Genomic DNA, 20497 nt, shown 5'->3' with positions numbered 1-20497 from the left:
CGCTGCCGCGCGCCCCGAGCCCGCCGCCCCGGCCGAGCCCGAGGCGGCCAAGCCCGCCGAGGAGGAGGACGCGCCGATCCCGATGAGCGCCGCGCGCCGCGCGATCATCCCCGCCGGCCAGCCGCTGCCGCCGCAGCCCTCGGCCAACGAGATCAGCCCCGAGGCGCTCGCCAAGGTCTCCGAGGTGGAGAAGGGCGCCAAGAAGCTGACGCTGATGGAGCTGACCGAAAAGACCTGCAAATGGCCGGTGGGCGACCCCGCCACCGACCAGTTCTGGTTCTGCGGCCTGCCGACCCAATCGGGCAAGCCCTATTGCGAGGCCCATGTCGGCGTCGCCTTCCAGCCGATGTCCTCGCGCCGCGACCGCCGCCGCTGATCGCGCCCTGCATGTTTCTTGAAAGGCCGCTCCCCCGGGGGCGGCCTTTTGCGTTTCGCATCGGCCATGGGGCGCGCAAACTTGCGAATTATTCGCAATCCAGTTGACTTCCTGCGAATGGTTCGCATCTTCTCAGTTCAAAGCCTTTAGTCACCGGAGAGCCCCATGCGCCGCCTGCCCCTTCTCGCCCTCGCCCTGTCAGCCCTGGCCGTGCCCGCCGCGGCGCAGGACCGGCTCAAGGTGGCGACCAGCTTCACCGTGATCGCCGACATGGCGCGCAACGTCGCGGGCGACGCCGCCGAGGTGGTGTCGATCACCAAGCCCGGCGCCGAGATCCACAATTACCAGCCCACCCCGCGCGACATCCTGCGCGTCCGCGACGCCGATCTCGTGCTGTGGAACGGGCTGAACCTCGAATTGTGGTTCGAGCAGTTCCTCGACAATGCGGGCGACCGCCCGGCGGCCGTGATCTCGGAAGGCATCGAGCCGATCTCTATCTCGGGCGGGGATTACGATGGCAAGCCCAACCCGCATGCCTGGATGAGCCCCGACAACGCCGCGATCTACGTCGACAACATCCGCGAGGCGCTCAGCGAGGCGGACCCCGATAACGCGGAGGCCTATGCCGCCAATGCCGAAAGCTACAAGGCCGAGATCGCCGCGATGATCGAGCCGCTCCGCGCCGAGATCGAGCGGGTGCCCGAGGAGAAGCGCTGGCTCGTCTCCTGCGAGGGGGCGTTCAGCTACCTCGCCCGCGATCTGGGTCTGAACGAGCTGTTCCTGTGGCCGATGAACGCCGACGCGACCGGCACGCCGCAACAGGTGCGCCGGGTGATCGACGGGGTGCGCGAGCATGACATCCCGGCGGTGTTCTGCGAGAGCACGGTCAACACCGACCCCGCGAAGCAGGTCGCACGTGAAACCGGCGCGGCCTATGGCGGCGAGCTCTACGTCGATTCGCTCTCCGAGCCGGACGGCCCGGTGCCGAGCTACCTCGACCTCCTGCGGGTCACCACCGAGACCATCGCCACCGGGCTGAACGGGGGCGCATGATGGATGCCCGCGCCCATCCCGAACAGGCCGCGCGGGAGGGCGCGGGCCTTGCGGTGACGGACGTCACCGTCTCCTACCGCAACGGCGTCACCGCGCTGCGCGAGGCGAGCTTTTCGCTGCCCGAGGGCACGATCTCGGCGCTGGTCGGGGTCAACGGCGCGGGCAAGTCGACGCTGTTCAAGGCGATCATGGGCTTCCTGCCTCTGGCCCGCGGCGCGATCTCGATCCTCGGCCAGCCGGTGAAGCAGGCGCTGCGCTCCGGCCTCGTGGCCTACGTCCCGCAGGCCGAGGAGGTCGACTGGTCCTTCCCGGTGCTGGTCGAGGACGTGGTGATGATGGGCCGCTACGGGCGCATGGGCTTCCTGCGCCGCCCGCGCGACGCCGACCGCGAGGCCGTCTCGTCGGCGCTGGCGCGGGTCAACATGACCGAGTTCCGCCACCGCCAGATCGGCGAGCTGTCGGGCGGGCAGCGCAAGCGCGTCTTCCTCGCCCGCGCGCTGGCGCAGGACGGGCGGGTGATCCTCTTGGACGAGCCCTTCACCGGGGTCGACGTGAAGACCGAGGAGGCGATCATCCGGCTCCTGCGCGAGCTGCGCGAGGAGGGCCGGGTCATGCTGGTCTCGACCCACAATCTGGGCTCGGTGCCCGAATTCTGCGACCGCACCGTGCTGGTGAAGGGCACGGTGCTGGCGCATGGCCCGACGCGCGATGTCTTCACCCGCGACAATCTCGAACAGGCCTTCGGCGGCGTGCTGCGGCACTTCGTTCTGGGCGGCGCGGATCTGCACGAGGACGAGGATGCGCGCAAGCTGCGGATCCTGTCGGATGACGAGCGCCCGCTGGTCTTCTACGACGAGCAGCAGCGCTCGGGGGGCGGCGGGCGATGATCGAGACGCTCACCCTGCCCTTCACCTATGGCTACATGCTCAACGCCATGTGGGTCTCGGCCCTCGTCGGCGCGGTCTGCGCGTTCCTCTCGGCCTATCTCATGCTCAAGGGCTGGTCGCTGATCGGCGACGCGCTGTCGCATTCCATCGTGCCGGGCGTCGCGGGGGCCTACATGCTGGGCCTGCCCTTCGCGCTGGGCGCGTTCCTCTCGGGCGGGCTGGCCGCGGGCGCGATGCTGTTTCTCAACCAGCGCACGGGGCTCAAGGAAGACACGGTGATCGGCCTGATCTTCACCGGCTTCTTCGGGCTGGGGCTGTTCATGGTCTCGGTCTCGCCCACGCCGGTGGACGTGCAGACCATCATCCTCGGCAACATCCTCGCCATCACGCCCGAGGACACGTTGCAGCTCGCCATCATCGGCGCGGTCTGCATGATCGTGCTGCTCCTGAAGTGGAAGGATCTCATGGTCGCCTTCTTCGACGAAAGCCATGCCCGCTCCGTCGGCCTGCGCCCCGGCCTGCTGCGCTTCGTCTTCTTCGTGCTGCTGTCGGCGGCCTGCGTCGCGGCGTTGCAGACGGTCGGCGCGTTTCTCGTCATCGCGATGGTGGTGACGCCCGGCGCCACCGCCTACCTGCTGACCGACCGTTTCCCGCGGCTCATCGTCATCGCCGTGGCGCTGGGCTCGGTCACCAGCTTCGTCGGCGCCTATCTCTCCTTCTTTCTCGACGGGGCGACGGGCGGGGTGATCATCAGCCTGCAGACGCTGATCTTCCTCGCGGCCTTCGTCTTCGCGCCGAAGCATGGCTGGCTCGCGGCAAAGGCCCGCGCGAGGGCGGCGCTATGAGCGAGCTTCTTCTTCCCTTCCAGCTCGATTTCATGCGCGACGCCTTCGTGATCGCCGGGCTGATCGCGGTGCCCTGCGCGCTCTTGTCGTGCTTTCTGGTGCTCAAGGGCTGGGCGCTGATGGGCGACGCGGTAAGCCACGCGGTGCTGCCCGGCATCGTGCTGGCCTATATCACGGGCATCCCCCTGCTGATCGGCGCCTTTGCCGCGGGCATGTCCTGCGCGCTGCTCACCGGTTTCCTGACCGATCACAGCCGGATCAAGCAGGACACGGTGATGGGCGTCGTCTTCTCGGGCATGTTCGGCATGGGGCTGGTGCTCTACACCTGGATCGAGAGCGAGGTGCATCTCGACCATATCCTCTTCGGCAACATGCTCGGCGTCGGCGCGGCCGATCTCTGGACCGCCGGGGTCGTCGGCGGGCTGGTCAGCCTCGCGCTGCTCGCCCGCTGGCGCGACCTGATGCTGCACGCCTTCGACGCCGCCCATGCCCGGGCGCTCGGCCTGCCGGTGGGGCTGTTCCATTACGGGCTGCTGGCGGTGCTGTCGCTGACCATCGTCTCGACGCTCTCGGCGGTCGGCCTGATCCTCGCCATCGGCCTTCTGATCGCGCCCGGCGCCATCGCCTTTCTCGTCACCCGCCGCTTCGGCGCGATGCTCGCCGTCGCGGTGGCGGTGACGCTCGCGGCGGGCTGGGGCGGGGTCTATGCGAGCTTCTGGCTCGACAGCGCGCCCGCGCCGACGATCATCCTCGGCCTCACGCTGATCTTCATCGCGGCCTTCATGTGGAAGTCGTTCACGATCCGTCGGGCCGAGAACGGGAGGGCTTCCCAGACGGGCTGAGAGCGATTAGATCGCGCGAATGCAGAATCCTCCCGATCTCCGTCCCGACCTCGCCCCCAAGGCGCGCTTCACCGACGCCGCCCGTCCCGGCCAGCCGACCATCGGCATGGTCTCCTTGGGCTGCCCCAAGGCGCTGGTGGACAGCGAGCGGATCCTGACCCGGCTGCGGGCCGAGGGCTACGCGATTTCGCCCGACTACGCGGGCGCCGACGCGGTGATCGTCAACACCTGCGGCTTTCTCGACAGCGCCAAGGCCGAGAGCCTCGACGCCATCGGCGAGGCGCTGAACGAGAACGGCAAGGTGATCGTCACCGGCTGCCTCGGGGCGGAGCCCGACTACATCACCGGCGCGCACCCGAAGGTGCTCGCCGTCACCGGCCCGCATCAATACGAGCAGGTGCTCGACGCGGTGCATGGCGCGGTGCCGCCCAGCCCCGATCCCTTCGTCGACCTGCTGCCAGCGCGCGGCATCTCGCTCACGCCGCGGCACTTCAGCTATCTGAAGATCTCCGAGGGCTGCAATCACAAGTGCAAGTTCTGCATCATCCCCGACATGCGCGGGCGGCTGCAGTCGCGCCCGGCGCACGCCGTGATGCGCGAGGCGGAGAAGCTCGTCGAGGCGGGGGTGCGCGAGCTTCTGGTGATCAGCCAGGACACTTCGGCCTACGGGCTCGACATCCGCCACGCCGAGGAGCGCGGCCACCGCGCCCACATCACCGATCTGGCGCGCGATCTCGGCTCCTTGGGCGCGTGGGTGCGGCTGCACTACGTCTATCCCTACCCGCATGTGCGCGATCTGATCCCGCTGATGGCCGATCCGAACTCGGGCCTGCTGCCCTATCTCGACATCCCGTTCCAGCACGGCCACCCGGATGTGCTCAAGCGCATGGCCCGGCCCGCGGCCTCCGCCAGGACGCTCGACGAGATCGCGGCGTGGCGGTCGATGGCGCCCGACATCACGCTGCGCTCGACCTTCATCGTGGGTTATCCGGGCGAGACCGAGGCCGAGTTCGACTACATGCTCGACTGGCTCGACGAGGCGCAGCTCGACCGGGTCGGCTGCTTCAAATACGAGAACGTCGCCGGCGCGCGCTCCAACGACCTGCCGGATCACGTGCCCGAGGAGGTCAAGCAGGAACGCTGGGAGCGCTTCATGGCCAAGGCGCAGGCGATCTCGGAGGCCAGGCTTCAGGCCAAGGTCGGCCAGCATCTTCAGGTGATCGTCGACGAGGTCGATGCCGAGGCCGCGACCTGCCGCACCATGGCCGACGCGCCCGAGATCGACGGCAATCTCTTCATCGATGACGGCCACGAGATTCTCAAACCCGGCGACATGCTCACCGTCGAGGTGGACGAGGCGGGGGAATACGACCTCTGGGGGCGGATGGTCGGAAGCTGAAATGCAATCGTGACGTGCGGTCGGCATTGCCCTGCAGCGGTGTGCGTTAAATGGTCATGAAATGGCCGCTGACGACACCGAGGCTCGGAAGGCATGGTCGCACGGCAGCGATGTAGATCACGGGGATTCGCATACATGACGACATCGCAGGCGCGCCCGCTCGATGACACCCAAAGGCGGCTTCAGGCCGTGCTCGACAATGCCAGCGTGTCCATCTTTCTGATGGATGACAGGCAGCACTGCGTCTACATGAACCATGCCGCCGAGATCCTGACCGGCTGGAGCCTCGACGAGGTCAGGGCGCTCGACAAGCCGCTGCACGACATCATCCATCACACCCATCCCGACGGCACGCCCTTTCCGCTGCATGACTGCGCGATCGACCGCGCCTTTCCCGAATACAACCAGACCCAGGGCGAAGAGGTCTTCGTGCATCGCGACGGGCATTTCTACCCGGTGGGCTTCACCGCCAGCCCGATCCGCGACGAGGACAGCCAGACCATCGGCACCATCATCGAGGTGCGCGACATCTCCGACGAAAAGCGCGCGCAGGAACGGCAGCGGCTTCTGGTCAACGAGCTCAATCATCGGGTGAAGAACACGCTGGCGACGGTCCAGTCCATCGCCTGGCAGACCTTCAAGGGCACGGATGCCGAGACCTTCGAGCGGTTCTCGGGGCGGCTCACCACCCTGTCGCGCGCGCATAACGTGCTGACCGAAACCGCATGGGCGCGCGCTTCGCTGCGCGTCATCGCCGATGCGGCGGTGGACACGGTCGCGCCCGGCCGCGTCCGGGTCGAGGGCGAGGATCTCGACATCCACCCCAAGGCGGCGGTGAGCCTGTCGATGGCGCTGCACGAACTCGGTGCCAACGCGCTGAAATACGGCGCGCTGAGCCGCGAGAGCGGCGAGGTCCGGCTCGGCTGGACGGCCAGCCCCACCGAGGACGAGCGGACCCGTCTGGTCCTGAGCTGGACCGAGAGCGGCGGGCCGCTCGTGGCCGAGCCGTCCCGGCGCGGCTTCGGGCTGCGGCTGATCGAGCGGCAGGTGGCGATGGAGTTCGACGGCACCGCGCAGGTCGAGTTCCGGCCCGAGGGGCTGAGCTGCCGGATCGAGATGCTGCTGCCGCAACTGCCCGACCCGGTGGCGCTGGAGCCCCATGCGGATATCGGCCATGGGTAGCGGCGGGCTCGATGGCGCGCGGGTGCTCCTGGTCGAGGATGAGAGCCTTCTGGCGATGCTCGGCGAGGACGTGCTCAGCGAGGCGGGCTGCCGGGTCACCGTGGCGATGCGGCTGAGCGAGGCGCTGCGCGTGCTGGCGGAGATCGAGTTCGACGTCGCGATCCTCGACGTGAACTTGGGCAACGAGACGAGCTACCCCGTGGCCGAGCAGCTGGCGCGCCGCAAGATCCCCTTCATCTTCGCCACCGGCTATGCGGCGGCGGGGCTGTCGGGCGGCTATGCCACCCATCGCTGCGTGCAAAAGCCCTACGACCCCGACCAGCTGCTCATGGCCGCAGAGGCCGCGCTGGGCGCCTGACCCCGGTTGCGGCCACGCTCTCTTACCGCTTCTTTCGAAAACGCGACCGCCCGGCCCGGACGGTCGCGCAGGCCGTCAGCCGGCCATCTGCCGCGCCGCGTCGAGCACGCTGGGCTCTTCGTGATAGGGGCAGGCCACGCGGTGCCCATCGCCCAGATCGACCATCGGCGGCAGGCCTTGGGCGCAATCGGCATGCGCCTTGGGGCAGCGGGTGCGGAACACGCAGCCCGAGGGCGGCGCCATCGGCGAAGGCAGCTCGCCGCCCAGCACCGGGCGCTGGCGCTGGCGCTCCAGCACCGGGTCGGGGATCGGCACCGAGGCGATGAGCGCCTGGGTGTAGGGATGCTCGGGGTTGGTGACGAGCGCCTTGGATTTCGCCACCTCCATCACCCGGCCCAGATACATCACCACGATCCGGTCGGAGACGTGCTTCACGACCGAGAGGTCATGCGCGATGAAGATCATCGCCAGCCCCATGTCGCGCTGAAGCTCCTTGAGGAGATTCACCACCTGCGCCTGCACCGACACGTCGAGCGCCGAGACCGGCTCGTCGCAGATCAGCAGCTTGGGCTTGAGGATCAGCGCGCGGGCGATGCCGATGCGCTGGCACTGGCCGCCCGAGAACTCGTGCGGGTAGCGGTTGACGAGGTTGGGCAGAAGCCCGACCCGCTCCATCAGCTCGGCCACCCGGCGGCGGACCTCCTTGCGCGGGGTCGAGGGCTCATGCGTGACCAGCGGCTCGGCGATGATGTCGCCCACCGTCATGCGCGGGTTGAGCGCGGCCAGAGGGTCCTGGAACACCATCTGCACGTCCTTGCGGTGGACGCGGCGCTGGCGCTCGGTCATCGAGGCGAGGTCCTGGCCCTCGAACTCGATCCGCCCGCCGGTCGAGGGGATGGTGCCGACGATGGCGCGCGCCAGCGTCGACTTGCCCGAGCCGCTCTCGCCCACCACGCCCAGGGATTCGCCCGGCGCGAGGTCGAAGCTGATGCCGCCCACGGCGTGCAGCTTGTTCGAGGGCGTCCAGGGCCAGGCGCCGCGCGGGCGGATGTCGAAAGCGACGCGCAGATCCTCGACCCGCAGGATCGGCTGCGGCAGGTGGCCGGTGCGGTCCGGGCGGCCGCCATTGCCGGCCTCCTCGGCCACGGGCGCGTCCTTGTGCGCCACGCCCGCGGGTTCGGGCGATGGCGGGGTGGCCACCGGGGTGCCCGTGGCCGGCGGTGCGGCGGGGATCGGATCGCCCGCCTCGTCGCGGCCGGTGGCGTCGGTGAACTTGTCGTCCTTGGGATCGGTGGGATCGGTCATCACTTCACCTCCTCAACGGGGGCATGGCAGGCGCGGCGCAGCATCGGGTAGCCCTCGGCGGGCAGAAGCTCGGGGCGCACCGTCGGGCACGGCCCGTGCGCCCAGGCGCAGCGCGGCGTGAAGGGGCAGCCCTTGGGCAGCCGCGACATGTCCGGCGGCTCGCCCGCGATGGTCGAGAGCGTCTCGTCGTCGCGGTCGATGCGCGGCACGGCGCGCAAAAGCCCCAGCGTGTAGGGATGGGTCGGGCGCTCGAACAGCTGGTCGGTCGGGCCGGTCTCCATGATCTGGCCGCCATACATGACGAGCGTGCGCTCGCAGGTGTCGGCGACGATGCCGAGATCATGGGTGATCAGGATGATCGCGGTGCCGAATTCCTGCCGGATCTCGGCCATCAGCTCCATGATCTGCGCCTGCACGGTGACGTCGAGCGCGGTGGTCGGCTCGTCGGCGATCAGCAGGCGCGGCTGGCACAGCAGCGCCATGGCGATCATGATCCGCTGCCGCATCCCGCCCGAGAACTCGTGCGGGAACATGGTGATGCGGTTCTTCGCGTCGGGGATCTTGACCGCGTCGAGCATCTTGACGGCCTCGGCCACCGCGTCGCGCTTGGTCATGCCCTTGTGCAGGGTCAGCACCTCGGCCATCTGGTCCGAGATCCGCATATAGGGGTTGAGCGAGGTCATCGGGTCCTGGAAGATCATGCCGATCTCCTCGGAGCGGACCCGGTTCAGCTCCTTTTGCTTGAGGTCCAGCAGGTTGCGCCCGTCATAGCGGATCTGGCCCGTGGCGCGGCCATTGCGCGCCAGGAGGCCCATCGCGGCAAAGGCGGTCTGGCTCTTGCCCGAGCCGCTCTCGCCGACGATGGCGAGGGTCTCGCCCTCCTCCACCGAGAAGCTGACCCCGTTGACGGCGTTCACTTCGCCGTCCCCGGTGGTGAAGGTGACGCGCAGGTCTTCGATATCGAGGAGTGCCATCAGCGATCCTTGGGAATTGTAGGCATTACCGATCCTTCGGATCGAGTGCGTCACGCAGCCCGTCGCCGACGAAGAAGAAGGCGAAGAGCGTGACGACGAAGAAGAAGAGCGGGAAGGCCAGCTGCCAGATCACCCCGTACTGCATGTTGCTCGCGCCATTCGAGATCAGCGCGCCGAGCGAGGTGTTGGGCTCCTGGATGCCGAGGCCGAGGAAGCTGATGAAGCTCTCGGTGATGATCATCTGCGGCACGAGAAGCGTGGCATAGACGATGACGAGGCCCAGCAGGTTCGGCACGATGTGGCGCAGGATGATCGTCATGGGGCGCACGCCGGTGGCATGGGCGGCCTCGACGAATTCCTTGCCCTTGATGGTCAGCGTCTGGCCGCGCGCGATGCGCGACATGTCGAGCCATGAGATCAGGCCGATGCCGATGAACAGCATCAGGATCGAGCGGCCGAAGATCACCAGCATCAGGATCAGCACGAACATGTAGGGCACGGACATCAGGATATCGACGGTGCGCATCATCGCGCCATCCGTGCGCCCGCCCTTGTAGCCCGCGATCGCGCCATAGAGCGTGCCGACGATCACCGCCACGCCCGCGCCGACGATGCCGACCAGAAGCGAGATCCGCGTGCCCTGCACGGTGCGCGCGTAAAGATCGCGGCCCGAGCTGTCGGTGCCGAAGTAATGCCCCGTCTCGATCGAGGGCACGCCCTGCGAGGCGTTGGCGCCGATCAGCGAGAAATCGACATAGTCGGGCTCGTATTGGGCGATGAAGCCGCCGAAGAAGGCGAAGATGCAGATCAGCACCAGCGCCACGAGGCCGGCGAGCGCCGCGCGGTTGCGCATGAAGCGCTGGCGCGCGTCCTTCCACAGCGAGCGGCCCTTGACGTCGGCGGCGGCCTGCGCGTCGAGCAGGCGGTCGGCGGTGCCGGGATCGGGATTGAGCGACATGGGACCCCTCCTCAGTAGCGGATCTTCGGATCGATCCAGGCGTAGAGCAGGTCGACCACGAGGTTGAACGTGACGGTCAGCACACCGACGAGGATGGTGATCCCCATGATGACCGAGTAGTCGCGATTGAAGGCGGAGTTGACGAAGAACTGGCCGATGCCGCCGGTCGAGAAGAACACGTCGATGATGACCGAGCCGGTGATCATGCCGACGAAGGCGGGCCCGAGATAGGACAGCACCGGCAGCATGGTGGGCTTCATCGCGTGGGTCCAGATGATCCGGCGGGTCGGCAGGCCCTTGGCGCGGGCCGTGCGGATGAAGCCCGCATTTAGCACTTCGAGCATCGAGGAGCGGGTGATCCGGGCGATCGAGGCCATGTAGGAGGTCGAGAGCGCGATCACCGGCAGGATGATGTATTCGATCTGCCCGCCCTGCCAGCCGCCGCCCGGCAGCCAGCCCAGCCACAGCGTGAAGATCAGGACGAGGATCGGCGCCATCACGAAGTTGGGCAGCACCTGCGCGCCGATCGAGATGCCGACGGCGAGGTAGTCGAGCCAGGAATTGTGCCGGATCGCGGCGGCGGCGCCGAGCGCCACGCCGACCACGAGGGCGACGATGAAGCTCCAGAACCCGTAGGTGAGCGTCACCGGAAAGCCCTGGGCGATCACGTCGTTCACCGTGCGGTCACGGTACTGGAACGAGGGGCCGAAGTCGAAATGCACGACGACGTTCCAGATATAGGTCGCCATCTGCTTCCAGTAGGGCTGATCGAGCCCGTAGCGCGCCTCGATGTTGGCCATCACCTGCGCGGGCAGCGGGCGCTCGGAATTGAAGGGGCCGCCGGGGGCGGCATACATCAGCACGAAGGAGATCACGACGAGCAGGAGAATCGTCGGGATCGCGATGGCGACGCGTCTGAGAACGTAATTGAGCATGGGGGATGATACCTCGTTTCCGCGCTTGCGGAAATGGACCGCGCCCCCCGGCGCCTGAGGCCAGGGGGCGCGGCTGTCTTGCGATCAGGGGTTACTCGCCGGCGACGCGGTAGAGCTCCTTGGCGTACCAGTTGTTCTGGGCGTTCTCATAGGGATAGCCCTTGATGGTCTCGTCCATCATGAACACCTCGGCATAGTGGTAGATCGGCAGGATCGGGAATTCCTGCGTGATGATCGTCTCCGCCTCGGTATAGAGCGGCAGCGGGTCCTCGGAGGTCGCCGCGTCGGCCATCAGCTGGTCGTATTCCTCGCTCGAAAAGCCCGAGTCGTTGTAGGAGGACTCGGTCTGCATGATGTCGAGGAAGGAAGACGCCTCGTTGTAGTCGGCGCACCAGCCGGCGCGCGCCACCTCGTAGTTCTTCTCGTGACGCTCGGTCAGGAAGGTCTGCCACTCCATGTTGGCCATGGTGGTGTCGACGCCGAGCGTCTGCTTCCACATCTGGCTGATCGCGGTGGCGACCTGCTTGTGGGACTCGGAGGTGTTGTAAAGGATCTCGAGCGACAGCGGCTCGCCATCGGTGCCGTAGCCGGCCTCGCTCATCAGCTCCTTGGCGCGCTCGTTGCGCTCCTGCTGGCTCATCTGAGCCACCTCGATCGCCGGTACCTCGAAGCCCGCCGTGGCCCAGTGGGTCAGCGTGTAGGCCGGCTTCTGACCGCCGCCGAGCACGTTGTCGGTGATCACGTCGCGGTCGATCGCGAGATAGAGCGCCTCGCGCACCTTCACGTCCTGCAGCGCCTCGGGGCCCGAGTCGGAGACGTTGAGGTTGTAGTAGTAGGAGCACAGATCCGGCACCGAGACGGCCTGGTCGGGATATTCCTCCGAGAGACGCGGGAACTGGCCCGCGGGCACGTCGGTCTGGTCGAACTCACCGGCGAGGTAGCGGGTCAGCGCCTGGTTCTCGTCGTTGATGACGAGCGCGGTGACTTCCTCGATGATGACGTTCTCGGCGTCCCAGTATTCGGGGTTCTTGGTCAGGGTGATGTATTCCTGCGGGACGCGGTCCTCGAGCACGTAGGCGCCGTTCGACACCATGTTGCCGGGCTGGGTCCAGGCGTCGCCATGCTCCTCGATCACCGCCTGCGGCACCGGGAAGGTGGTGGTGTGGGTCACCATCTGCGGGAAATAGGGCAGCGCCTGCGACAGGGTGACCTTGAGCGTGTGGTCATCGACCGCCTCGACGCCCAGCTCCTCGGGCGACTTGTCGCCGGCGATCACCTCCTCGATGTTGGCGAGCTTCATCAGCCCCATGTACCACTGGTACTCGGAGGCGGTCGCCGGGTCGGCGGCGCGGCGCCAGGAATAGACGAAGTCATTGGCGGTGACCGGCTCGCCGTTCGACCACTTGGCGTCGTCGCGCAGGGTGAAGGTGTAGGTCAGACCGTCTTCGGACACCTCGAAGCCCGTGGCCACGCCCGGCATCACGTCGCCCTTCTCGTCCTGGTTCATCAGGCCTTCGAACAGCTGGCGGCCGATATGGCTGCCCTCGACATCCTCGATCAGGTTGGGGTCGATCGAGGGAAACTCGTCGAGCACGCGGTAGGAAAAGCTCTGGTCCGCGGCGAGCTTTTCCCCGGTCTCGGGGTGCTCCGTCATCGCGTGGCTTTCGGCCTGGGCCGCGCCGCTCAGCGCAAACAGCGCCGCGGTGCCGGCAAGAAGATGGGTCTTCAAGGTCATGAGGTCATCCCTGTGTCAGTGGGCGGCGCGGGCCGCCGCCGATGGACGTCCGCCCTTTGCGGGCGTGGTTGTGGCCCGATCCTTTTGCGAGCGGCCGTTATTTGCAAGACTAATCCGTGCATGACCACGCGACAGCCCGCCGCGCCCCTTCCGCAAGGTCACACCGATTTCGCAAGCATGTGGCAAAACGGCCCCGCCGCGCGCAGCAAAGATGCCCGAACAGCGCCCTCAAACGACACCAACAGGCACCGCGCGGCCCGCGCAACATGCGAAATCGTGATCGGCAATTCCCCGCCGCCCCTGCCCTCCCCTCGCCAGTTCGGCCCCGAAAGGCTAGATCTCGGCCCGAGGAGACCGAGGATGCCCGACCATACGCACCGCCCCGCGAGGGGCTTCACCCCCCCGGCGCGGCGCAGTCGTGCCCGGGCCGCGGGGCCGGCAGGTCCGTTCCGGCGGGCCGGTTCTCGCTTCGCCGCGGTCCGGCCGGGGGTGCGGCCGGGGTTGCGGTCGGGGCAGAGCCGATGATCGACCGGCTGGAGATGTTCCTCGCGCTGGCCAAGGCGCGGCATTTCGGCCGCGCGGCCGAGGCGGTCGGGGTGACGCAGCCGACGCTTTCGGCGGCGATCCGGCAGCTCGAGGATCAGCTCGGCGTCATGCTGGTGCGGCGCGGCTCGCGGTTCCAGGGGCTGACGCCCGAGGGCGAGCGGGTGCGCGACTGGGCCCGGCGGATCACCGGCGACATGCGCGCCATGAAGGAGGAGCTGCGCGCGGGGCGCGAGGGGCTGACCGGGGTGCTGCGGCTTGCGGTGATCCCCACCGCGCTCGGCGCGGTGACGCAGCTCACCACCCGCTTTGCCGAGGCCCATCCCAAAATGCGCTTTTCGCTGCGCTCGGCCACGACCACGCAGCTGCTCTCGGCGCTGGAGGATCACGAGGTGGATGCCGGGATCGGCTATCTCGACAACGAGCCGCTGGGCCGCGTCGTCACCGTGCCGCTCTATTCCGAGCGCTACGTCGCGGTGCTGCGCGCCGATGCGGCGCTGGCCGGAAAGGCGCGGCTGCGCTGGGCCGATCTTTCGGGGGCCGATCTGTGCCTGCTGACGCCCGACATGCAAAATCGCCGGATCATCGCCGGGCATCTGGCGGCCGCGGGTGTCGAGGTGGCGCCCAAGGTCGAGACCAATTCGACCATCGTGCTGATCAGCCACGTGCTGAGTTCGGGCTGGGTCACCATCCTGCCCGAGCGCGCGGCGGCGATCTTTCTCGAAGGGCTGCCGCTGGTGGCGCGCCCGATCACCGCACCCGACGCCGCGCATGAGATCGGGCTGATCGCGCCATGGCGCGAGCCGCATACGCCGCTACTGGCCGCGCTTTTGGCGGAAGCCCGGCGCTTCGACCGGGATTGATAGGATTTCTCTATCGCGGCACGGAATTGCGATATTGATTTGCAATGCAGTTCTCGCGTTGTCTGCGCCCGAGAGCCGATGAGGAGCCAGCCGATGCCGATACCGCCAGCCCCCGCTGATCTAGAGGGCCGTTTGGATGCGATCCTTGCCGATCATGCGGATCTCGAAGGGCCCTTGCTGCCGATCCTGCACGCGGTGCAGGCCGAATGGGGCTACGTCCCGCCGGAGGCGCTGCCGATCATCGCAAAGGGGCTGAACATCAGCCGCGCCGAGGTGCATGGCGTGGTCAGCTTCTACCATGATTTCCGCGAGGCACCGGCGGGGCGTCACATGCTCAAGATCTGCCGCGCCGAGGCCTGCCAGGCGCGCGGCGGACAGGGCATCGAGGCCGCCGCCAAGGCGCGGCTCGGCGTCGATTGGCACGGCACCAGCAAGGATGGCGGCGTGACGCTGGAGCCGGTCTATTGCCTCGGGCTTTGCGCCACCGGCCCGGCGATGATGCTCGACGGGCGCGTCGTGGCGCGGGTGGACAAGACCCGGCTCGACGCGCTGCTGGCGGAGGTCGAGGCATGAGCCTGAAGATCTACGTCCCTCGCGACGCCGCCGCCCTCGCGGCCGATGCCGAAAAGGTGGCCGAGGCCGTTCTGGCCGAGGCGAAAATCCGCGATGTCGAGGTCGAGCTCATCCGCAACGGCTCGCGCGGGATGCTCTGGCTGGAACCGCTGGTCGAGATCGAGCGCGACGGCATCCGCCACGCCTTCGGCCCGGTCGCGCCGGGCGACGTGCGGGCGCTGTTCGACGCCGATTGGGGCGATCATGCCCTCGCCCTCGGCCCGACCGAGGAAATCGCGTGGTTCAAGCGCCAGACCCGCCTGACCTTCGCCCGCGTCGGCGTGATCGACCCGCTGTCGCTGGACGCCTACGAGGCGCATGGCGGGCTCAAGGGCCTGCGCCGGGCGCTCGGGATGACCGGCGCGGCGATGATCGACGAGATGAAGGAAAGCGGCTTGCGCGGCCGCGGTGGCGCGGGCTTTCCCACGGGGATCAAGTGGGACACGGTGCGGCTTGCCGAAGCCTCGCAGAAATACATCGTCGCCAATGCCGACGAGGGCGATTCGGGCACCTTCGCCGACCGGATGCTGATGGAGGGCGATCCCTTCAGCCTGATCGAGGGCATGGCGATCGCCGGCATCTGCGTCGGTGCGACGCGCGGCTACATCTATCTGCGTTCGGAATACCCCGAGGCGATCCATGTGATGAACGAGGCGATCCGCATCGCCCGCGCGCGCGGGCTTCTGGGGCCTTCGGTGCTGGGCTCGGATTTCGCCTATGACATGGAGGTCCGCGTCGGCGCGGGCGCTTATGTCTGCGGCGAGGAAACCTCGCTTCTCAACAGCCTCGAAGGCAAGCGCGGCGTGGTGCGCGCCAAGCCGCCTTTGCCCGCGATCGAGGGCTTTCTGGGCAAGCCCACGGTGGTCAACAACATCATCTCTCTGGGCACCGTGCCGGTGATCTTCGAGCGGGGTGCCGCGCATTACCGCGATTTCGGCCTCGGGCGTTCGCGCGGCACCATCCCGATCCAGATCGCGGGCAACGTGAAGTTCGGCGGGCTGTTCGAGACCGCCTTCGGCACCTCTCTAGGCGCGCTGGTGGACGAGATCGGCGGCGGCACTTTCTCGGGCCGCCCGGTGAAGGCGGTGCAGGTCGGCGGGCCGCTCGGGGCCTATTTCCCGCGCTCGAAGTTCGACACCCCCTTCGGCTATGAGGAGTTCGACGGCGAGGGCGGGCTCATCGGCCATGCGGGCGTGGTGGTGTTCGACGACACTGCCGACATGCTCGGCATGGCGCGCTTTGCGATGGAGTTCTGCGCGGTCGAAAGCTGCGGCAAATGCACGCCCTGCCGGATCGGCGCGGTGCGCGGGGTCGAGACGGTGGACCGGATCGCGCGCGGCGAGGTGGAGGCCATTCCGCTGCTGACCGATCTTTGTGATACGATGACGGATGGATCGCTCTGCGCGCTGGGCGGGTTCACCCCCTACCCCGTCATGTCGGCGCTCAGGCATTTCCCCGACGATTTCCATGCCAATGCCAAGGAGGCGGCGGAATGAAGGATTTTCTCATCCCCTTCGACGGACCCGGCGGCACCGGTCTGCATGACGACACCGACATGGGCACGCCCGCCTCGACCTCGACCAGGACCGTCACGCTGCGCATCGACGGCTTCGAGGTGACGGTGCCCGAGGGCACCAGCGTCATGCGCGCCTCCGCCGAGCTTGGCATCGAGGTCCCGAAGCTCTGCGCCAGCGACAACATTGAGGCCTTCGGCTCCTGCCGGCTTTGCGTGGTGGAGATCGAGGGGCGGCGCGGCACGCCCGCCTCCTGCACCACGCCGGTGGCCGAGGGCATGGTGGTCCATACCCAGACCTCCAGGATCAAGAAGCTCCGCCGCGGCGTGATGGAGCTCTACATCTCCGACCACCCGCTCGACTGCCTGACCTGCGGCGCCAATGGCGATTGCGAGCTGCAGGACATGGCGGGTGCCGTCGGCCTGCGCGACGTGCGCTACACGCCGGGCGACAACCATTACGACCCCTCGGGCACCGGCGCGCGCTCTCAGGCCGAGGCGCGGCTGCGCGATCCGGTGGGCATCAACAACCCGCAGTTCCTGCCCAAGGACGACTCCAACCCCTATTTCACCTACGACCCCTCCAAATGCATCGTCTGCTCGCGCTGCGTGCGGGCCTGCGACGAGGTGCAGGGCACCTTCGCGCTGACCATCGAGGGGCGCGGCTTCGACAGCCGGGTCTCGGCGGGGATGAAGCTCGACGATTTCATGACCTCGGACTGCGTGTCCTGCGGCGCCTGCGTGCAGGCCTGCCCGACCGCGACGCTGCAGGAGAAATCGGTGATCGAGATCGGCACGCCGGATCGCGCGGTCGTCACCACCTGCGCCTATTGCGGCGTCGGCTGCTCGTTCAAGGCCGAGATGCGCGGCGACGAGCTGGTCCGCATGACCCCCTACAAGCACGGCAAGGCCAATCGCGGCCATTCCTGCGTCAAGGGCCGCTTCGCCTATGGCTACGCCGCGCATCAGGATCGCATCCTGAACCCGATGATCCGCGATACGATCGAGGAGCCGTGGCGCGAAGTGTCGTGGGAGGAGGCGATCTCCTTCGCCGCGACCCGGATGCGCGGCATCCAGGAGCAGTATGGCAAGAAGTCGATCGGCGTGATCACATCGAGCCGCTGCACCAACGAGGAAACCTATCTGGTCCAGAAGATGGCCCGCGCCGTCTTTGGCAACAACAACACCGACACCTGCGCCCGCGTCTGCCATTCGCCCACCGGCTATGGTTTGGGCCAGACCTACGGCACCTCCGCCGGCACGCAGGATTTCGATTCGGTCGAGGACAGCGATGTCGTCGTGGTCATCGGCGCCAACCCGACCGACGGCCACCCGGTCTTTGCCAGCCGCCTGAAGAAGCGGCTGCGCGCGGGCGCGAAGCTGATCGTCGTCGATCCGCGCCGGATCGACCTCGTGAAATCCCCGCATGTCGAGGCGGCGCATCACCTGCCGCTGCGCCCGGGCACCAACGTCGCCGTGGTCACCGCCATGGCGCATGTGATCGTGACCGAGGGGCTTTACGACGAAGAGTTCATCCGCACCCGCTGCGACTGGGAGGAGTTTCAGGACTACGTGGAATTCGTGGCCGAGGAGCGCCATGCGCCCGAGGCGGTCGAGATGCTGACCGGCGTTCCGGCGGAAGAGTTGCGCAAGGCCGCACGGCTCTACGCCACGGGCGGCAACGGCGCGATCTATTACGGTCTCGGCGTGACCGAGCACAGCCAGGGCTCGACCACCGTCATCGGCATCGCCAACCTTGCCATGCTCACCGGCAATATCGGCAGGAAGGGCGTGGGCGTGAACCCGCTGCGCGGCCAGAACAACGTGCAGGGCTCCTGCGACATGGGCTCCTTCCCGCACGAGCTGCCGGGCTACCGGCATGTTTCGGGCTCGGAGGTGCGCGAGGTGTTCGAAAGCCTTTGGAACGTCAAGCTCGACCACGAGCCGGGGCTGCGCATTCCCAACATGCTCGATGCGGCGGTCGATGGCAGCTTCAAGGGCCTCTACTGCCAGGGCGAGGACATCCTGCAATCCGACCCCGACACCAAGCATGTCGCGGCGGGCTTGGCCGCGATGGACTGCGTGATCGTTCAGGACCTGTTCCTCAACGAGACGGCGAATTACGCGCATGTCTTCCTGCCCGGCTCGACCTTTCTCGAAAAGGACGGCACCTTCACCAATGCCGAGCGGCGCATCAACCGCGTGCGCCGCGTGATGGCGCCGAAGAACGGCTATGCCGACTGGGAGGTGACGCAATTGCTGGCGAACGCCATGGGCGGCGGCTGGACCTACACCCACCCCGCGCAGATCATGGCCGAGATCGCGGCGACCACGCCGAGCTTCGCCAATGTCAGCTACGAGCTTCTGGAGGAGAAGGGCTCGGTGCAGTGGCCCTGCAACGACGCCTCGCCCGAGGGCACGCCGCTGATGCATATCGACGGCTTCGTGCGCGGTCGGGGGCGGTTCATCCGCACCGAATACGTGGCGACGGATGAAAAGACCGGCCCGCGTTTCCCGCTGCTGCTGACCACGGGTCGGATTCTCTCGCAATACAATGTCGGCGCGCAGACGCGCCGGACCGAGAACTCCCGCTGGCACGAGGAGGACGTGCTGGAGATCCACCCGCATGACGCCGAGACGCGCGGCGTGCGCGATGGCGATTATGTCCGTCTTGCCTCGCGCTCAGGCGAGACGTCGCTCAGGGCCGAGATCACCGACCGGGTCAGCCCCGGCGTGGTCTACACCACCTTCCACCACCCGACGACGCAGGCCAACGTCATCACCACCGACTTCTCGGACTGGGCCACCAACTGCCCGGAATACAAGGTGACGGCGGTGCAGGTCAGCCCGTCGAACGGGCCGTCGGACTGGCAGCGGGATTACGAGGCGCAGGCCGAGCAATCGCGCCGCATCCTGCCGGCGGCGGAATGAGCGAGGGGCTGCATCCCTTTCGCCGGGTTGCGGCCCATGACACGGGCGCTGCATCCGCGCCCGTGTCGCTGCCCGAGGAGACCCCGGTGGCGGTGGTCTATAACGGCTCGACGCAGGCGGTGATGATGACCACCCCCGCCGATATCGAGGATTTCGCGCGCGGTTTCACCCTCACCGAGGGCTTTGCCGAGGCGCATGAGATCGGCGAGGTCGAGATCGTTGTGCAGCCCAACGGCATCGAGGCGCGGATCTGGCTGCCCGAGACGCGGCAGGCCGCGCTCGACGCGCGCCGCCGCGCGCAGGTCGGACCCGTCGGCTGCGGGCTGTGCGGCATCGACAGCCTCGCGCAGGCGGCACGCGAGGTGCGGGCCGTGCCGCCTTCCGACCTCGTGCTCGCCCCCTCCGAAATCGGCCATGCGCTCGACGCCTTGCGCGCGCTGCAACCACTGCATGACGAGACGCGCGCCGTCCATGCGGCGGGGTTCTACGTCCCCGGCCATGGCATCGTGCTGGCGCGCGAGGATGTCGGCCGCCACAACGCGCTCGACAAGCTCGCGGGCGCCATGGCCGCCGCCGGGACCGATCCGGCCTCGGGCGCGGTGGTGCTGACCTCGCGCCTGTCACTGGAGATGGTGCAGAAGACCGCGATGATCGGCGCGCCGCTCATGCTTTCGGTTTCCCAGCCCACGGCCCATGCGGTGCGGCTTGCCGACGAGGCCGGGATCGCGCTGGTGACCCATAACCGCCACGGCACACGCATCTTCACCCATCACGCCCGCATAGGGAGCGCCCATGTCCTCTAGAACCACCGACGAAAAGCTCGTCTACATGGCCAACCAGATCGCCACCTTCTTCGAAAGCCAGGCCGAGGGCACCCGTGCGCAGCGCGTGGCCGAGCATCTGCGCAGCTTCTGGGAGCCGCGCATGCGCGACCGGCTCTTTGAAATGATGGATAGGGGCGAGGCCGACGATCTCAAGCCGCTGGCGCGCAAGGGCGCCGAGATCTGGCGCGCGCATGGGCAGGCCGTGCCCGCCCATTCCGAAGAAGAGTGAGACGGGGCGCAGAGGCGCCCCTTCCCTTTCATCTTTCATCAAATACGCATGGCGCAACGCCGCCCCATGCGCCACGTCACCGGTCTTGCCCCGCCGGCCGCTCTGCGCCCTGCGTATTCAGGAAAACCCGAAG

At 67.8% G+C, this 20497-nt stretch carries 19 protein-coding genes; 14 read left to right on the top strand and 5 right to left on the bottom strand.

Features of this window, described 5'->3' with window-relative positions; all coding sequences use genetic code 11:
- The 8 genes from CJ301_RS12385 to CJ301_RS12350 form a co-directional block, all read left to right on the top strand.
- Nucleotides 1-376, top strand: a 376-nt coding sequence (locus CJ301_RS12385; RefSeq protein ID WP_301553817.1) for a GcrA family cell cycle regulator, incomplete at its 5' end; no start/stop codon positions are given.
- A gap of 165 nt (nt 377-541) precedes the next feature.
- Nucleotides 542-1429 (top strand): metal ABC transporter substrate-binding protein, encoded by an 888-nt coding sequence (locus CJ301_RS12380; RefSeq protein WP_099277719.1) that lies wholly within the window; start codon nt 542-544, stop codon nt 1427-1429.
- Nucleotides 1429-2316 carry a manganese/iron ABC transporter ATP-binding protein gene (locus CJ301_RS12375; protein ID WP_099277718.1) on the top strand — a complete coding sequence of 296 codons (888 nt, stop codon included), beginning with the start codon at nt 1429-1431 and terminating at the stop codon, nt 2314-2316. Before CJ301_RS12380 ends, CJ301_RS12375 begins: the two co-directional genes overlap by 1 nt.
- Nucleotides 2313-3161: a metal ABC transporter permease gene (locus CJ301_RS12370; protein ID WP_099277717.1), complete on the top strand. Its 849-nt coding sequence runs from the start codon at nt 2313-2315 to the stop codon at nt 3159-3161. The genes CJ301_RS12375 and CJ301_RS12370 overlap by 4 nt, the downstream gene beginning before the upstream one ends.
- Entirely contained in the window at nt 3158-4003 is an 846-nt protein-coding gene (locus CJ301_RS12365; RefSeq protein WP_099277716.1) for a metal ABC transporter permease, read from the top strand. Before CJ301_RS12370 ends, CJ301_RS12365 begins: the two co-directional genes overlap by 4 nt.
- 19 nt (nt 4004-4022) lie before the next feature.
- The gene (rimO, locus tag CJ301_RS12360; protein ID WP_099277715.1) at nt 4023-5402 is read left to right on the top strand and encodes a 30S ribosomal protein S12 methylthiotransferase RimO; all 1380 of its coding nucleotides are present in this window, start codon (nt 4023-4025) and stop codon (nt 5400-5402) included.
- A gap of 135 nt (nt 5403-5537) precedes the next feature.
- Nucleotides 5538-6584, top strand: a complete 1047-nt coding sequence (locus CJ301_RS12355; RefSeq protein WP_099277714.1) for a sensor histidine kinase — start codon at nt 5538-5540, stop codon at nt 6582-6584.
- Nucleotides 6562-6942 (top strand): response regulator, encoded by a 381-nt coding sequence (locus CJ301_RS12350; protein ID WP_216823290.1) that lies wholly within the window; start codon nt 6562-6564, stop codon nt 6940-6942. The genes CJ301_RS12355 and CJ301_RS12350 overlap by 23 nt, the downstream gene beginning before the upstream one ends.
- A 75-nt stretch (nt 6943-7017) precedes the next feature.
- Here the strand turns inward: CJ301_RS12350 and CJ301_RS12345 are convergent, their stop codons facing one another.
- The 5 genes from CJ301_RS12345 to CJ301_RS12325 all read right to left on the bottom strand — a co-directional run bounded on the left by CJ301_RS12345 (nt 7018) and on the right by CJ301_RS12325 (nt 12849).
- Complete coding sequence (locus CJ301_RS12345; protein WP_254050146.1) at nt 7018-8250, bottom strand: oligopeptide/dipeptide ABC transporter ATP-binding protein; 1233 nt, start codon at nt 8248-8250, stop codon at nt 7018-7020.
- Complete coding sequence (locus CJ301_RS12340) at nt 8247-9221, bottom strand: oligopeptide/dipeptide ABC transporter ATP-binding protein (protein ID WP_099277712.1); 975 nt, start codon at nt 9219-9221, stop codon at nt 8247-8249. The genes CJ301_RS12345 and CJ301_RS12340 overlap by 4 nt, the downstream gene beginning before the upstream one ends.
- 25 nt (nt 9222-9246) lie before the next feature.
- On the bottom strand, nt 9247-10179 hold the full coding sequence (locus tag CJ301_RS12335; RefSeq protein ID WP_099277711.1) for an ABC transporter permease subunit: 933 nt from the start codon (nt 10177-10179) through the stop codon (nt 9247-9249).
- An 11-nt stretch (nt 10180-10190) separates the two neighbouring features.
- On the bottom strand, nt 10191-11114 hold the full coding sequence (gene oppB, locus CJ301_RS12330) for an oligopeptide ABC transporter permease OppB (protein ID WP_099277710.1): 924 nt from the start codon (nt 11112-11114) through the stop codon (nt 10191-10193).
- A gap of 91 nt (nt 11115-11205) precedes the next feature.
- Complete coding sequence (locus CJ301_RS12325; RefSeq protein ID WP_099277709.1) at nt 11206-12849, bottom strand: peptide ABC transporter substrate-binding protein; 1644 nt, start codon at nt 12847-12849, stop codon at nt 11206-11208.
- A gap of 521 nt (nt 12850-13370) precedes the next feature.
- Between CJ301_RS12325 and CJ301_RS12320 the strand changes: the two genes are divergently transcribed.
- From CJ301_RS12320 to CJ301_RS12295, 6 genes are all read left to right on the top strand, one after another.
- Complete coding sequence (locus tag CJ301_RS12320; RefSeq protein WP_099277708.1) at nt 13371-14255, top strand: LysR family transcriptional regulator; 885 nt, start codon at nt 13371-13373, stop codon at nt 14253-14255.
- A 93-nt stretch (nt 14256-14348) separates the two neighbouring features.
- Nucleotides 14349-14828: a formate dehydrogenase subunit gamma gene (locus tag CJ301_RS12315; RefSeq protein ID WP_099277707.1), complete on the top strand. Its 480-nt coding sequence runs from the start codon at nt 14349-14351 to the stop codon at nt 14826-14828.
- A gap of 2 nt (nt 14829-14830) precedes the next feature.
- The gene (locus CJ301_RS12310) at nt 14831-16363 is read left to right on the top strand and encodes a formate dehydrogenase beta subunit (protein WP_099277723.1); all 1533 of its coding nucleotides are present in this window, start codon (nt 14831-14833) and stop codon (nt 16361-16363) included.
- Nucleotides 16360-19311, top strand: a complete 2952-nt coding sequence (gene fdhF, locus CJ301_RS12305) for a formate dehydrogenase subunit alpha (RefSeq protein ID WP_099277706.1) — start codon at nt 16360-16362, stop codon at nt 19309-19311. The genes CJ301_RS12310 and fdhF overlap by 4 nt, the downstream gene beginning before the upstream one ends.
- On the top strand, nt 19308-20114 hold the full coding sequence (fdhD, locus tag CJ301_RS12300; protein ID WP_099277705.1) for a formate dehydrogenase accessory sulfurtransferase FdhD: 807 nt from the start codon (nt 19308-19310) through the stop codon (nt 20112-20114). Before fdhF ends, fdhD begins: the two co-directional genes overlap by 4 nt.
- Nucleotides 20104-20364 (top strand): formate dehydrogenase subunit delta, encoded by a 261-nt coding sequence (locus tag CJ301_RS12295; protein WP_099277704.1) that lies wholly within the window; start codon nt 20104-20106, stop codon nt 20362-20364. The genes fdhD and CJ301_RS12295 overlap by 11 nt, the downstream gene beginning before the upstream one ends.
- Nucleotides 20365-20497 lie beyond the last annotated feature (133 nt).

This window comes from Limimaricola cinnabarinus, from assembly GCF_002723615.1.
Taxonomy (GTDB): Bacteria; Pseudomonadota; Alphaproteobacteria; order Rhodobacterales; family Rhodobacteraceae; genus Limimaricola; species Limimaricola cinnabarinus_B.
Note: the sequence above shows the minus strand (reverse complement) of the source record. Positions and strands in the feature narration are given on the sequence as shown.